Annotated in this window: 16 protein-coding genes; 8 read left to right on the top strand and 8 right to left on the bottom strand. The window is 44.4% G+C overall.

Features of this window, described 5'->3' with window-relative positions; genetic code table 11:
- On the bottom strand, positions 1-911 hold a 911-nt coding region (locus A3738_RS22575), incomplete at its 3' end, for an aldehyde reductase (protein ID WP_068763862.1).
- A gap of 481 nt (positions 912-1,392) precedes the next feature.
- Between A3738_RS22575 and A3738_RS22570 the strand changes: the two genes are divergently transcribed.
- Together A3738_RS22570 and A3738_RS22560 are read left to right on the top strand one after the other, a co-directional pair.
- Positions 1,393-2,163 carry a hypothetical protein gene (locus A3738_RS22570; RefSeq protein WP_068480973.1) on the top strand — a complete coding sequence of 257 codons (771 nt, stop codon included), beginning with the start codon at positions 1,393-1,395 and terminating at the stop codon, positions 2,161-2,163.
- Positions 2,164-2,386: 223 nt separating this feature from the next.
- The gene (locus A3738_RS22560) at positions 2,387-3,733 is read left to right on the top strand and encodes a hypothetical protein (RefSeq protein WP_068480967.1); all 1,347 of its coding nucleotides are present in this window, start codon (positions 2,387-2,389) and stop codon (positions 3,731-3,733) included.
- A 25-nt stretch (positions 3,734-3,758) separates the two neighbouring features.
- Here A3738_RS22560 and rbsK read toward each other — a convergent pair whose 3' ends face one another.
- The 5 genes from rbsK to rbsD form a co-directional block, all read right to left on the bottom strand.
- Positions 3,759-4,685, bottom strand: coding sequence for a ribokinase (gene rbsK / locus A3738_RS22555; RefSeq protein WP_068501778.1), 927 nt, complete (start codon positions 4,683-4,685; stop codon positions 3,759-3,761).
- 10 nt (positions 4,686-4,695) lie between these two features.
- The gene (gene rbsB, locus A3738_RS22550; protein WP_068478945.1) at positions 4,696-5,574 is read right to left on the bottom strand and encodes a ribose ABC transporter substrate-binding protein RbsB; all 879 of its coding nucleotides are present in this window, start codon (positions 5,572-5,574) and stop codon (positions 4,696-4,698) included.
- Positions 5,575-5,643: 69 nt separating this feature from the next.
- Positions 5,644-6,591: a ribose ABC transporter permease gene (rbsC, locus tag A3738_RS22545; RefSeq protein ID WP_231876736.1), complete on the bottom strand. Its 948-nt coding sequence runs from the start codon at positions 6,589-6,591 to the stop codon at positions 5,644-5,646.
- A 14-nt stretch (positions 6,592-6,605) separates the two neighbouring features.
- Complete coding sequence (rbsA, locus tag A3738_RS22540) at positions 6,606-8,126, bottom strand: ribose ABC transporter ATP-binding protein RbsA (RefSeq protein WP_068478948.1); 1,521 nt, start codon at positions 8,124-8,126, stop codon at positions 6,606-6,608.
- A 25-nt stretch (positions 8,127-8,151) separates the two neighbouring features.
- Positions 8,152-8,571, bottom strand: coding sequence for a D-ribose pyranase (gene rbsD / locus A3738_RS22535; RefSeq protein WP_068501781.1), 420 nt, complete (start codon positions 8,569-8,571; stop codon positions 8,152-8,154).
- Between the two features lie 214 nt (positions 8,572-8,785).
- Between rbsD and A3738_RS22530 the strand changes: the two genes are divergently transcribed.
- The 4 genes from A3738_RS22530 to A3738_RS22515 are packed head-to-tail and all read left to right on the top strand — an operon-like array spanning position 8,786 to position 11,588.
- A complete protein-coding gene (locus tag A3738_RS22530) occupies positions 8,786-9,193 on the top strand; it encodes a PA2779 family protein (RefSeq protein ID WP_068478953.1) in 408 nt (135 codons plus the stop codon).
- A 13-nt stretch (positions 9,194-9,206) separates the two neighbouring features.
- Positions 9,207-10,220, top strand: a complete 1,014-nt coding sequence (locus A3738_RS22525) for a PA2778 family cysteine peptidase (protein ID WP_068501785.1) — start codon at positions 9,207-9,209, stop codon at positions 10,218-10,220.
- An 11-nt stretch (positions 10,221-10,231) separates the two neighbouring features.
- Positions 10,232-11,116, top strand: coding sequence for a hypothetical protein (locus tag A3738_RS22520; protein ID WP_068501788.1), 885 nt, complete (start codon positions 10,232-10,234; stop codon positions 11,114-11,116).
- Between the two features lie 49 nt (positions 11,117-11,165).
- Positions 11,166-11,588, top strand: a complete 423-nt coding sequence (locus tag A3738_RS22515) for a hypothetical protein (RefSeq protein WP_068478962.1) — start codon at positions 11,166-11,168, stop codon at positions 11,586-11,588.
- A gap of 72 nt (positions 11,589-11,660) precedes the next feature.
- Here A3738_RS22515 and A3738_RS22510 read toward each other — a convergent pair whose 3' ends face one another.
- A complete protein-coding gene (locus A3738_RS22510) occupies positions 11,661-12,818 on the bottom strand; it encodes an endonuclease/exonuclease/phosphatase family protein (protein WP_068501791.1) in 1,158 nt (385 codons plus the stop codon).
- Positions 12,819-13,119: 301 nt separating this feature from the next.
- Between A3738_RS22510 and A3738_RS22505 the strand changes: the two genes are divergently transcribed.
- Together A3738_RS22505 and arfB are read left to right on the top strand one after the other, a co-directional pair.
- On the top strand, positions 13,120-14,310 hold the full coding sequence (locus A3738_RS22505; protein ID WP_068501794.1) for a DEAD/DEAH box helicase: 1,191 nt from the start codon (positions 13,120-13,122) through the stop codon (positions 14,308-14,310).
- 73 nt (positions 14,311-14,383) lie between these two features.
- Entirely contained in the window at positions 14,384-14,800 is a 417-nt protein-coding gene (gene arfB / locus A3738_RS22500; protein ID WP_068501797.1) for an alternative ribosome rescue aminoacyl-tRNA hydrolase ArfB, read from the top strand.
- Between the two features lie 42 nt (positions 14,801-14,842).
- Here arfB and A3738_RS22495 read toward each other — a convergent pair.
- Positions 14,843-15,251, bottom strand: a 409-nt coding sequence (locus tag A3738_RS22495; RefSeq protein ID WP_068763861.1) for a dihydrofolate reductase family protein, incomplete at its 5' end; no start/stop codon positions are given.

Below are 15,251 nucleotides of genomic sequence, written 5' to 3'. Positions count from 1 at the left end.
GAGTTGTCTGCCTTCTTCGTTTTACCCCCCTCTCCTTTCACCATCTCCATGTCCTTCACCACATAAGACAATAGATTTGACAGTAGCTCAGGCAATTCAAAAGTAGAAACTTTATTGTTGGGATAAGCGCCCTTGAGAGTCTTGGCAACATCTTTAAACATCACCCAACCGTTTGCGCCAATAAATCGCTTGCCTACCGCTTCTGGTTTTTCGTAAGCCAAGCGATGCAACGTCGCGATATCGCGCACATCAACAGCCTCAAAGCCAATCTTTGGCACCATTGGGTAGTTGCCGCTGAGTAATTCTACGATTAGTTGTAACGAGGTTCCGTAGTCACTCTCCAGTGCAGGCCCTAATACAAAAGCAGGTAAGACAGTTGATAGCTGAATATCGGTATCTTTTACGTAGTCCCACGCGGCTTTTTCAGCTAAGGCTTTACTCTTGTAATAGGCCACATCGGTCGCTTCTACATTGGTCCAATCTGCCTCAGAGAAAGTACGATGCTTTTCCTTATGCCCAAACATCACCGCAGCAATCGATGAGGTCAACACAACGCGTTTAATACCGGAATTGTTTGCCGCTTTTAAAGCATTTAAAGCGCCATCTACAGCGGGACGAATGACTTCTTCATGATTCTTCGGCTGTTGCAGCGGAACTGGCGACGCGAGGTGAAACAAACCATCACAGCCTTGCGCAGCCTCTGTCCATCCGTCTTCACTAAGAAGATCTGCTTGCGCAAATTCAATGCTATCGGCCTTGTCTGTGTACTTCGCAAACATGGCTCGAAGTGCTGGAACTTTATCGGGATTACGCACAGTGCCGCGCACTTGGTAACCATGTTCTAAAAGATCAAGAATACAGTGCCCAGCAATAAAGCCTGACGCACCAGTGACAAGAATTTTTTGTGGCATGAAACTACCCTAGTTGAAGCGAGTTTTAATTTTTATCTGGCGCTAATACTAAGGCGAAACACAAAGATAAGTAAGTAGGTGAAGAAAAGAGAAAATTGAGAGAAACGGCTGATCGCTGCTTTACGCGGGCCTGCAACGATTATTCAGCGCGCTTTAGAACGGAGTTATAAAATCCTATTAACTTACTCCTTACACAGTATGCAATTCCGTCATTACTAAATTTTACAGAGCCATATATGCAGAGCATTTATTGAACGACTACCCTCATTGGCATGCCAGAAACGGTTATTTTGTATTTTGTCGTGAGAAGTAAATCAGTATGCATTTCACCCAATCAACTGCCCGACTTATCTCTGTAATACTTAGCATTATGTTCATTACCGCTTGCTAAAGCTCATCTAGATCCGGTGATCGTCAATCAACAGGGCATAGCATTCACGACCAATCCACAAGTAACGGTAATGGAACCTCTGCTGTCACCTTGGGCAATTTTGGCTTTACTACTTCTCAGTTTAACTTCGTCGATGATGGTTCGGCATCTGCAACAAGCGTGCAGCTGCTTAATCCAGTGGAATACAATATTGGCTCTCCTGTCTCTCGCTTCGGCATCGATAACCAATATATGTTCGCCTATGCCGAGAATAGCGCTTTCGATACAGAACTAATTAGTTACTCATTAAAAGAACGAAAAGTCGTCTCGACGAAAAAACCCGACAACTACTTCTCTGGTTTCAATTTAAACGGCGCGATCATGACTTCTGATGGCATGGAAGATCTTAATTTCTATCAAACTGCGAACGGACAAATTACCGATAATTTTTATCACGTCGCCTCGGTTAACGGCTCTATATTTATTGGCGATGTGTTTATGGATCACGATCAACTCTATGTAAAAGATCCATTTGGTCTGCTGACCATGCCAATATCAGACACCACAAACATCCAAACACTCACAACAATCAATGCCGTTGAATGGCGATTCACTGCGGACAACCAATATGTATATATCGCCGCTGTTGGTGAGGTCGGCATACTCGATACGGAAATTCATCGAATTGACAAAAGTAATTCAAGCATCATCAACTTCTTCACGATTCCTGCCGTGCAAGCGGGTGGCATTGCGGTCGACTCAAACCATTTATATGTAAGCAGTAAAGATGACAATAAGGTCTACGTGTACAAAGTGAATGACGACTCAGCCCTTGGCAGCATCGACATTACCTTATCATTCATACGTTTATTTCGAATTTAATACTTTTGAACAGATATAAGTGAGAGCAAGATCGAACCAAACGCACCACAGGCGCTCGTAAACTGATAGGGAAAAATCAGGCTTTGACTTGTTTTAGGGCGAGTATTGTTTGGCTTTGAAATGTGAATGAATGCAAGCTTGGTGTTACTTTGGGACACTCGTACCATCACCGAGGCAAAGCTATTCATATAATGCAGTTTTTTAAAATAAGACGAAAAATAAGATGTTCTCAATAGAAAAGAAAAACCAAGCGACTTGGCTTCACTGCAAAATCAATGAACAAGACGAAATCATTAAATTTGCTCCCTACACCCTAAAAAGCGAACGTTCCGAGTATCAAATCGAACAAGAATACGGGTTGAATGAATACGCTGAGCTCAGCAAGGATTTCGTTGATTTTGAACCGGGAAGCACTGAGGAAATACTCTTATCTTTCGTTAAAACAGGCGACCCGTCTCTACTTGAAAAGGCCGAACTAATTCTTTGTGATCGCCCTAAGAAGAATAATATTTCGCGGAACCTCGCAATCTTCGACCCTAAAAGTGGTCAGTTATATTTTATTGGTGGTTTAGGCCTTATTAGTCCCACCGAAGATCACACCACATTCGTTCTTAAAGACCCTTTATTAGGTGAGTTTTATGGCGAATACCAAGAAGAACGCGGGAACCCCGCAGGCGGGACACAGTACTTCAGCGATGAAGGAATCAAAGGTTCTATTAACAGATCAATCGTAGGCACACTGGAATACAACACTGGCTTGTATCATGCCGAGAGAAAAGCACTAGAAAATGAAAAGCTAAAAGAGAAAGGCTTAAACTGTCCTAGCTTCATCGCTGCTGGAAAGATTCTCAATTACGAAAATGGCAAATTTGGTTTTACTATTTATCGTAGTAACTTAACGCCGGACTACATGTTGAATCTTGGTATCTATGTCAATGAGCAAGGGCAGCTAAAGAAAAACTACTTAGACTATTTGGCCTCTAAATATTCGCAGCTCTACACGCTTCATAGTGATATTGGCGAATCTCATGGACAGCCATCACTGACCAATACGCTTGGCGAAATAGACATTAATCAAACGAACAATAACATTCGTTGTCAGATTAAAGATTTTGAAACGAACCATCCGCTCCCGACGAACACTGATTTGATTATCGAAGAAGGAATTAGCCCCATACCGTGCGGTTGGTATACAAAAAAATCTCCTGCAGCTGGCGCACAACTGTATGACCTTCAGCATGCTCTGCTGCAAGAGTTGAATGTGCTTGCACTCACATTGAGTTCAATCCAACATCCTCAACAGAAGTTCAATTATCTCGCGCATCAATGCGCAACGATATTGCTGCATGCTAGTACACAATACGCAATATGTTCCGAGGAAAAGTCACGAGAAGCGATCCAATTTGCGATTGATACCTTCATTGAAATTCTGAAGAAAACGCAGTCGTTCAGTCACTATAACGAAGTCATCTCAGGAGTATTTACACACAAATTGTTTTCGTTGAGCGATGCATTTTCTGAACAAGTCAAAATCTACGCCGAAGAAAAAGAACCTGAGGTTGTCGCTTAACTAATACAGCGGTGAGATGATGTGATTAAGACGCGTCTATAAATGCGTCTACTTTAGAGCGTTCAGGTATCGATGTTTGCGCGCCGAAACGCGTCACTGAAATCGCTGCAGCAGCATGGGCAAAACGAATCGCTTCATCGATCGTTTTGCCTTCTAACATGGCCGTCACTAACCCCGCGTTAAATGTGTCACCCGCAGCAGTGGTATCAAGAGCTTGAACACGAAAGCCTGCAATCAACTCACTCACCACCGCATCACCTTTCATGCTTAACCAAACACCTTTTGCTCCCAAGGTAATTAGCACGCAATCAATACCTTTTTCATGAAGCACATTAGCTGCTAATTGTGCTGATAAATCATCCGTCACGCTAACGCCAGTCAGCACCTCTGCTTCGGTTTCGTTAGGCGTAATGATATCGACACACGCTAACAATTGATCATCCAACGCTTGTGCAGGAGCTGGGTTTAAAACAACTTGTGTTCCGGCAGCATGTGCCGCTTGAACAGCGCGTCGAACACCATCCATCGGAGTTTCTAATTGGAGCAATAAGGTATCGGCTTGCGTAATCGTTTCAATATTCAGATTCACAAGTTCTTCGGTCAGCGCATCATTTGCTTCAGCGGATAAACAAATACTATTTTCACCACTATCAGCCACTTGAATCATCGCGATGCCAGTTGGTGTTTGGAGTTGGACATGCAGCTTAGAAATGTCGATACCATCAGCACGAAATCGGTCCAACATATTTTGACCAAACGTATCATCGCCGACCGAAGCAATAAAACAAACATCTGCACCTAAGCGCGCCGCAGCAACTGCCTGATTTGCGCCCTTCCCTCCGGGAATCACTTGGTAATTTCGCCCAAGCAAGGTTTCACCTGGGCGCGGAAAGGAAGGCACTTGCAATACATGGTCGGCGTTCACACTTCCCAGAACAACAAGCTGCGACATCTGTAATCCCTTACTTAGAAATAATTTTTAATGGCACCGCGACGGTTTTCTCTACTTGCTCTCCGTTAAGAGCTTTTACCGCCATTTCAACGCCAAGCGATCCAATTAAATCTGGTTGCTGAGCGACAGTTGCACCTAATAGGCCGCGGTTTACAGCCGCTACGCCATCGTCTGTTCCATCAAATCCAACAATTAATACGTCTTTGCCTGCCGCTTGCACCGCTCTTAATGCACCCAATGCCATCTCATCATTCTGAGCAAATACTGCTTGTACTTCAGGGTTGCCTGCTAACAAGTTTTCCATCACATTCAGCCCCTTGGTGCGATCAAAGTCTGCTGGCTGGCTAGCGAGAAGTTGAATGTTGCTAGCTTCAACCGCTTTCATAAAGCCCTCGCCACGCTCGCGCGCTGCCGAAGTACCTGCTAAGCCTTCAAGCTGAATCACTTTTGCGTCTGCACCAACTTTATCAACAATAAACTGCCCAGCCATTTCGCCACCAGCAACGTTATCAGAGGCAATATGAGTGACGACTTCTCCGCGCGAAGCGCCACGATCCAAGGTTAACACGGGGATTTTGGCGCGATTAACCATGCGAATAGCATTGGCCGCCGCGTCTGAATCTGCTGGATTAAGTAAGATTGCTTTCACCCCACGAACCGTCAAATCTTCAATGTTCGATAGTTCCTTGCTTGGGTCGTTTTGTGAGTCGAGCACGATGAGTTTATATCCCAACTCTTTTGCCTTGGCTTCAGCGCCGTCTTTCATCGTCACGAAGAAAGGGTTGTTTAAGGTGGAGACTACAATAGCCAGTGTGTCAGCTGCCTTTGTCATCATAGAAAAAGAAGCCAACACCAATAAGGTTGAAACAAGAGTAATCAGTTTTTTCATCTTTATGTCCTTGGTCTTGTGTGATCGAGACAGCACATTTCGACTCGTTATTACGTCATTAACAACAGATTATTTACTTCGATTATCCACGAGTACCGCCAGTAATATTACGACTGCTTTTGCAATCATTTGATAGTACGACGAGACATCTAAGAGATTCAGAGCGTTATTTAAGAAACCGATAATTAGGGCACCAATCAGAGTCCCTATAATTCGGCCCTTGCCTCCCATTAAGCTAGTTCCACCGAGTACCACTGCGGCAATAGCATCTAACTCATAACCCATACCAGCTGTCGGTTGCGCAGAAGATAGCCGCGAGGTAACAATGATGCCGGCAAGTGCTGCGAGAAAACCACAGATCGCATATACACCGATTTTAATTCGATCAATATTGATACCAGATAATCTTGTTGCCGCCTCGTTGCCGCCAAGGGCATAAACGTAACGGCCGAAACGCGTGTGGTTGAGTACATACCAACCAGCACCAAAAACGACGACCATAATCCAAACAGGAACAGGAATACCAAACGCATAGCCTGTACCGAACCAAGCAAAACTATCGGCAGTATCAGTAAAGCCAGTTGAAATGGGTCGACCGTCGGTATAAACCAAGGTTACGCCGCGCAGCAAGGTCATAGTCACTAAGGTTGCTATGAAGGCTTGCACCCTCCCCTTTGAAACAATCACACCACTAATAGCGCCGAGCAGTGCACCTGCGAGCAATGACGCAGGAACTGCGATCATTACCGGCACCTCTAAACCAATCATGCTCGCACAAATAGCACCACATAATGCGAGTACCGAGCCCACACTTAAGTCAATGCCAGCGGTCAGAATCACAAAGGTCATGCCCACTGCGATAATCGCGTTGACAGATGTTTGGCGTAAGATGTTGAGTAGATTATCAACCGTAAAGAAATTCGGGTTTAGAAAAGACACCACTACAATCAAGAGCAATAAAGCGATTAATGACTTCTGCTCAATCAGCCATTCTTTGCTGAAAATTTTGTTACGCACCGCATCGACCACGTTTATGCCTCCACTTCCGCTGTTGTCGCTTGCTGTTGAGTTTGACCCACCGCACATGCCAAAAGTAACTCTTGATCAGCCTCTTCAGCCTTGAACTCACCAGTCAGTTTGCCTTCATGCATTACCAAAATTCGATCACTCATACCTAGTACTTCTTGCATTTCGGACGACACCAAGATGATGCTCATACCCTGCTCTTTAAACTGGTTAATGAGTTGATAAATCTCTTTCTTCGCGCCCACATCTACGCCACGTGTCGGCTCATCCAGGATAAGCACATCGGGTGATGTCATAAGGCCTTTTGCAATCGATACTTTCTGTTGGTTTCCGCCAGAGAGATTACCAATCATCTGCGACTGGCTTGGCGTTTTCACATTGAAGGCTTTGATAAACTCATCCACTTGCGCACGTTCTTGTGCCGTTTCGATGCGTCCTGTTTTGGTTAAGTCTTTTAAAGAAGACAAGGTCATGTTTTCTTTCACCGATAGGCACAACACTAAACCGTCTGCTTTTCGATCTTCAGAAATGTAAGCAATTCCTGCCTCAAGTGCTTGCTGCGGACTCTTTGGTTCGACCACTTTGCCATTGAGCTTCATTTCACCAGCGTTTTTAGATTCAGCACCATAAATGGTTTTCATTAATTCAGTTCGCCCAGCGCCCATTAGACCAGACACACCTAAAATTTCGCCTTTTCTTAACTGAAAACTTATATCTTTGATATAAGCGCCGCTCAAACCAGAAACTTCAAGACAAACACCATCGTGCTGTACAGGAATCCTTGGATATTGTTCTTCCAACTTACGGCCGACCATTAGTTCGATCAATTCATCTTCATTGGTCTGTACCACCAAAAGTTCCCGAATAAACTTGCCATCTCTTAGCACCGTAATGTCGTCGCACATTTCAAAGATCTCTTTAATCCTGTGCGAGATATACACAATGCCGCATTGCTGCGCGCGTAATTCATCAATGACTTTGAAAAGAGATTTGGTTTCTTTATCGGTAAGAGCATCCGTCGGTTCATCCATGATGATCACCTTGGACTCAAACGAGAGCGCTTTGGCGATTTCGACCATTTGCTGTTCGCCAAAACGCAAGGTGCCTAGCAAGGCTTTGGAACTGTATGGAACATTTAAACGCGCCAAGAGCTGATCGGCATGTTCAAACATTTTCTTCCATTGAATTTTGCCAAAGGCATTGGTCGGTTCGCGTCCTAAGAATATGTTTTCGGCGATGGTTAGCTCGGGAACGAGATTCAATTCTTGATGGATAATACTGATCCCCACTTCTTGCGATTCACGTGGACCAGAGAAAGAAACCGTTTCGCCTTGATAATGAACGCTCCCACCGTCAGAGCGGTAGATGCCAGTTAGCACTTTCATCATTGTGCTTTTTCCTGCGCCGTTTTCACCCATTAAGGCCATCACCCGCCCGGGGTAAACACTCAAACAAGCTTTATCTAAAGCTTTCACTCCAGGGAAAGACTTCTCAATATCTTTCAGTTGTAAAATAGCCTCAGTCATCATCCCATCCCTAAGAGCGCTGCACTCAAAACACAACGCCTGATTGAAATATGACATTGGCATATGGGCTGCACTCGCCCGTCCGAACGACCGCTAAACTATCGCAACTTATGTCTTTGAACTCCTCATGACTAACATAATGACGAGAAATATCAGCGCCTTGATCACGCTCTGCATCATCAAGTAAGCCTTCCAAAATCTGGTGGGCAGAAGGGTTATGCTCTTTTATTTCATGCGCGATGAACACCGCCTCGACTTGCAGTTCCGATAGAACCGTTCGCACTGTATCCTCAAAGCTCGGTACGCCATGCGTTAATGCCAAATCGATACGTTCTACGTCATCAGGGATCGGTAAACCGGCATCGGCTATCGTCATTTCATCACCATGTCCCATACTGGCAATGAGATGTGAAACGTCAGAGTTAAGAAGAGCGCTTTTCTTCATTATGTTTTCCCAAGCAAGCTTTTTTGCGCCCTTAAGCGTAGTCGTTAGTTTTTGTATTGCTTAGCTCTTACGTAAAAATTTGTTTGAGAGAATTTTCGAGAGAGTTACAAACGAAAGATCCTTAAAACAACGAAACATATTTCATCTTTAATTCGCACCTCAGCTGACTTATTCTAGGACGCTATAACAAAACAAAAGTCTATCAAGGTGATTTATGTCGTATTTTCGCTCTCTTAGTGTTCGCTCAGTTCGGGCTCTATGCCTTCTTCTTATTGTCTCGTTTTTACCGCTTTCCACAGCAACAGCAGGCATGGTGGGAACGGATCAAATTATTCAGTTACAAACAGCGGAAATTGAGCGCAGCCAAATTCTAGATCGCCTTCAAGCAGATGATGCGAAACAAGCGCTAGCGGCACTTGGTGTCGACGCGGCTGAACTAGAGCAACGCGTCGCAAACATGACAGCAGAAGAACTCAGTGCATTTAATGCACAAATTGACGAATTACCTGCTGGCGGCATTGGTGTATTCGCTTTAATTGTCTTCGTTTTATTGCTTATGATTGTCTTGGACTTACTCGGTACAGTCGATTTCTTCCCCGCAATTAAAACGATTCAGTATTAATCAGTAGGCTCCAATGACCTTAAGCCACCCCTCTTACGCCAGCTTAAAGCTGGCGTTTTTGATTATGTTCTTGAGTGCAGTAATAAGCGGTTGTGCTAGCTATCCGCAGTCTCGCGCACTTATGTCTGAGATAAGCTCTGACATTCCCCGTCAGCATCAACTTGATGTGCCGTTTGTCACCCAAGAAGATTATTTCTGTGGCCCAGCCGCGCTGAGCATGATGCTACAAGCTCAAGGCTTGAACCCTGAACTCTCAACGCTTGTGAATATGGTCTACGTGCCAGAGCGTCAAGGAAGCTTTCAAATAGAGCTTAAAGCTGCAGCTCGCCGCTTCGAGTTAATTCCCTACGAACTCGCTCCAACTATGAAATCCGTATTTCACGAGGTTTCTAGGGGCAATCCAGTTTTAGTGCTACAAAACCTTGCGCTCGGAAGCCATCCTGTATGGCACTACGCTTTAGTAGTTGGTTATGACCTTGATGATAAAACAGTGACTTTGCACAGTGGGCTCGAAGCAAACACAACTATTGCTCTTGGCACATTTGAACGCACATGGGCCAACAATGCGCCGAGTTGGGCGATTGTCATTTTGCCGCCGCACAAAGTCCCCGCCACGGCGTCACCATTGCCTTATCAAAAGACCCTAGAAGAACTTATTGAAGTTGGGCAGACGTCCACTGCCGTGGATGCGTATTACCATGCAAAGGAAGTATGGCCCGGGCAAAGCACATTCAATTTTGGTTTGGCCAATCTGCTCTACCAGCTCAATGAATTCGAAGAAGCACAAACCATGTATTTAGAAGCCATCCTTAAAACGCCGAACATCGCAAGTTATTGGAATAACTTAGCCTATGCCTTGGCAGAGCTATCTTGCGACAATGCAACTCAAGCAGTGCAATGTGCTCTCGCACTCGCGCCAAAAGAACAGAACTTCAAGAGCTCGAGCAAAGACATTGAAGCGATGCTAAACGCTAATTCTGAACCAACCGTGCAGTGCGCAGTACTTCCGAACTGTCCCATTCAGTAGTTAAGATTCATATGCGAACAACATCAAAACCCTTAATACTCATCCTCGCCTTACTGGTATTTAGTGCTTATTCATTTGCGGATGAATCTACGATTGAATGGTCACCGAGCTTTGAAAAGGCAAAGGTGCTCTCGAAAGTACGATCAAGCAAGTTGGCTGAGCTTTCAGGTTTAGTAGCAAGCCATAAAAATGAAGGGCTCTATTGGGCGCATAACGATAGCGGCAATGACCCAAGTATCTATTTACTTGATCCTTCAACGGGTGAAGTCAAATTAGAGGTTGAATTAAAAAACACAAAAAACAAAGACTTTGAAGACATTGCGATCCAACAGATCCAAGGTAAAACCTATATCTTGATCGCCGATATCGGCGACAATCGCGCTGTTCGCTCAGAGCTATTTATCTACCGCATCCTAGAGCCAAAATTTGAGACTGATAGTATTATGCAGCTCGCGCCAGAGCGAATGACGCTTTCTTATCAAGAGGGCCCGCGCGATGCAGAAACCTTAATGGCCGACGGAAAAAACGTGTATCTACTCAGTAAACGAGAAGACAACAACCTTCTTTATCGTTTTGAGTTTAAGGGCAATTCGTCGCTGACTGCAGAATCCATTGGCAAGATCGCGATAAAAAACATTACGGCTGGAGACATCCGAAATGGTGAGATCGCCCTACGCACTTACCCGCAGATTTATTTTTGGCCCGTAAGTGATTTGAGTGTTGAAGAACGCTTACTCACGATTCCACCACAATTATTAGACACAAGTCCTGAACCACAGGCTGAAGCCATTGCCTTTACGCAGGAAGGCGATTTGATATCGATCTCTGAAAAACCGTTCTTCGTTTCTCAGCTCATTAATTTTTATAAGAGAACTAAAAGCGATGAGTATGAGTAAATAACCCTAAGCAAATTCTAAGCACCCTATCTAAAAGCGAATAACAATAATGAACCTATCCAATCCAAATTTACTGCTCATCACTGGCGCCATCTGTATGCTCATGTCTCTTGGCTTAGCATGGCTTTCCTCGCTGATTCTTTATGCCAAGATGAGCTCACTGAAAAAGATCTTCCCTGCGACCCATCAGCTCATTCGTGCGCATATAGATTACATGCTGATGTTTATACTGTTAGTTGCAGCATTCTTTTTACAAGAACGATTTGAGATAGTGCTACCGAGCTGGGTCATCGTCTTGCTCTGTGTTGGCTCACTCTACAACCCTTTCGGTTTTATCATTTTGGCGATTAAGCCTGAACTCGCAAACCCCAAAACCTTTGCCGACAAAGCCAAAACTTTACTGGGTTTTCTTCCTGCCACGCTAGGTTACGGGTATTTGATGATCGCCCTAATCTCGACGCTAATCGGCTAATGCGTTTAATCAAATTAAGGTAAAAATAGAAAGCTAAGAAGAGAGCGAGGAATCTCGCTCTCTTTATTGGTGCTAGTCGTCGAAACGAATCTTCGCGAATACACCCGCATGATCCGAAGGATACAAGTTACTGGTATCGGTCATATCCGCCGATGAATCGCCCAAAACTTTTACCTTCACACGCTCAAGCTCAAGCTCACTTCCATTAAGCTTCAAGAATACATGATCAATACGTGATGATAAGGTTGCCGTTTCATCTGATACAGCATCATCAAAGCAGCACGTAAGACCTTCACCACGAATCTTATCTTGCATCAGCCAAGTATCACCATAGCCTGTTCCAGTAGCCTGAAGATAAGGAGGTACCAATGGCAATCCATCTAAGCCTGGAATACCTGATGCAGACACAAACGGTGTGTCACGAGGGTCACTATTAAAGTCACCAAGCATAATTATTGGGTTAGTGTCTGAGCTTGTCGCATCAACAATTTGAAGCAACTCATTCATTTGAACGGCTTGCAAAGACTTAAATGGCTCTGAACCGCCGACTTCCAAATGCGTGTTCACGATACGGTAGTCTGCGCCCTTCACGTTCACATCTAAGATATTATAACCACGCGTAAATGAGGCCTGTACGCCATTAATGTCGACCACACCATTGACCGTAAAGTTTCCGCTTAAAGCATTTGAGTAGCTAACTTTCTTACGCACGAGAACGATATCTCTATCTTGTAGACGAACATCTCCCAAGATCGGGCCTTCCGCAGTAATACCCGCAACGAATGGCAACTCAATATCGGCATTGTCGACAGACGCTGCCACTTCGTAACTTAGTCCACGCGCTTCTAAATTCGCCATAAGAATTTCTAGAAAATCATAAACTACGTCGGAAGCTTGAGCAGGGTTCCCAATCAAAAAGTCACCCGGAATTTGCGTACTCCAAATAGATACTTCTTGTAGGCCAATGACGTGAGGCTTACGGCTCACAATTTCATCCGCTAATGCACCAGCACGCTCAGGGAAGTTTGTTGCTTGTGCAGTTTGAAAAACTTCAGTAACCGCAAGAGGTACAGCAAGTGGATCAGGATCTTGAGCTGCAGCGAGTACAGGAAAGATATCTGCACCAAGGTAAACATTACGAGACAAGACTTTGATTTTCTCGTCGTCAGCAAAGGCTAAAGGTGCCGCTAAGCCTAGCGCGAGAACACCCGCTAATAGTTTTGACTTCATTATAATTCTCCATTCTTTTATTTTTATTCGAGCCTTCGAATAGAAAGCAATGATTAGAATGGAATGGGCGGACACGTTATGGAAGAGGCAAGCTTATGTTTTGCGACAAGGTGTGCATAAAACAACCAGAACAATAAATGGGAGAATGTCTTGAGAAACACGAACAATGAAAAAGATTGAATCAAGAGCACCGCGATCTTGATTAAACACACATCAGATCCGTTTATCTGCTAGTATTCCGCCCATCTACAGTAACGCATCATGCGCCGCTGCCTTTCTTTCAATGACGTGAGTTTTAACCGTGTTTTTAGACTTAGACGAACAACTGCTCGACGCAGTAAAAGAAGCTGGTTTTCAATCGCCGACAGCGGTGCAAGATGCCTGTTTTGAACCCGCCCTTGATGGCCAAGACCTGTTCGTGAGTGCAGAAACCGGTAGCGGTAAAACAGCGGCTTACTTACTCCCAACATTTGAGCGTTTGCTCGGACGCGACCAAGGCGAACCGCTGGCATTAATTCTGGTACCTACGCGCGAACTTGCTCAGCAAGTACTTCGTCAGGCTAAACAGCTAGGCCGCTTTACCGATCTTACCTTCGGTATCGTCAGCGGTGGAACAGACATCAATAAACAAATTGAGTTGGTAAAAAATCCACCTCAAATCATCATCGCGACGCCGGGTCGTTTATCAGAAGTTGTCACGCGTGACGACTTTGATTTAAGCAGTATTGAAGCGCTGATTCTTGATGAAGCAGACCGACTACTCGACATGGGCTTTAGCGATGAAGTGCTATCGATTGCGGAACATTGTTTGGCGCGCATGCAAACCTCTATGTTCTCAGCGACACTCGCAAACAAAAGCTTACGCGGTCTTGCCGAAGCTTTGCTAACAAACCCTGAAACACTTGAGCTATATCAAACCAGTGACAAACACCAAGACATCACACAGCAAATTATTTTTGCTGACGACAAGGCGCATAAATTTAAACTAGTTCAGTGGCTAATCGAGAACGAAGAATACAAACACTGCGTGGTGTTCTGTAATTCAAAAGAACAAGCCGACCAAGTTTATCGGGTGATGCAACAGCAAAATATTAGTGCTGGTATTCTGCATGGTGATAAAGATCAAAAGCAGCGTAATCTAGTGATGAGCAAGCTGCGTCGTGAGCAAGTCAAAGTACTGATTGCAACAGACGTTGCCGCGCGTGGTTTAGACATCGAAGGCATGGATTTAGTGATCAACTTCCAAATGCCTCGCCGTGGTGATATCTATGTACACCGCATTGGTCGAACGGGTCGAGCTGGCGAAAAAGGTACGGCCGTGACACTCATTGAGGCGGCTGAATTCAACCTTATGGCAAGTATTGAACGCTATCTAGAGCAACGCTTTGATCGCCGCAAAATCAAAGATCTTGAAGGCAACTATAAGGGCCCTAAAAAGCTCAAGTCTTCGGGCAAAGCTGCAGGCAAAAAGAAGAAGAAAAAGAAAAAATAAACCCTATAATCTTGGAAACAGCATTGGGGTCAGAGTGTTTTTGCTCTGACCCCAAGTAATTCATGGCTCAGTTATGCCTCTCGTCATTTCACACAATGTTCAAATCCCTGACTACGAGCTCGATTTCTCGGCGATTCGTGCACAGGGTTCTGGAGGGCAAAACGTCAACAAAGTCTCAAGCGCTATCCATCTTCGTTTTGATATACCAAGATCATCTCTACCCGATTTTTATAAAGAACGATTGCTCGCATTGAGTGATAGCCGAATCAATAAAGACGGCATCTTAATCATCAAATCGCAAGAATTTCGAACCCAAGAAAAGAACAAACAAGAAGCCTTGAACCGCCTACTTGCTATCATTCAAAAAGCGACAGTAGTTCAAAAGACACGCCGAGCCACCAAGCCAACACGAAGCTCGCAAAAGAAACGCTTGGATAAAAAAACGCAACGCTCACAAACGAAGAGCATGCGTGGCAAAGTGAATTACTGAGATTTGAAAAGAAAAGTTGATGTAGAGCCTTTTAGCTACTCATCACTTCACAAGATACTTTATTTGGGTAAAGCCAAAGTCATAGGCCTTGCTCGAAACATGCTCAAGCTCAATATCTTGCTCTGTATGGCCGAACAAACTAATTCCTTCACCAATTAATACAGGAACGACTGTGATCGTCATATCTGTGATTAATCCTTTAGACAAAAAGCTTTGAATGACCGAAGCACCATCAATATATAAACGCTGATTTCCTTCGGCAGATAAGCGCTGAACCAGATCTTCTGGAGCTTCTTTACTGATAGTAATCTTGTCGGATAACTCATTAGGAACGCTAAGATCTCGTTGGCTTAGAACAATCACTGGGACCTCATAAGGCCAAGTACCAAAAGACAACACTTTCGCATAGGTATTGCTACCCATCACCAAAACATCAACCGTAGAAATAAAA

Source organism: Oleiphilus sp. HI0066, from assembly GCF_001635725.1.
Note: the sequence above shows the minus strand (reverse complement) of the source record. Positions and strands in the feature narration are given on the sequence as shown.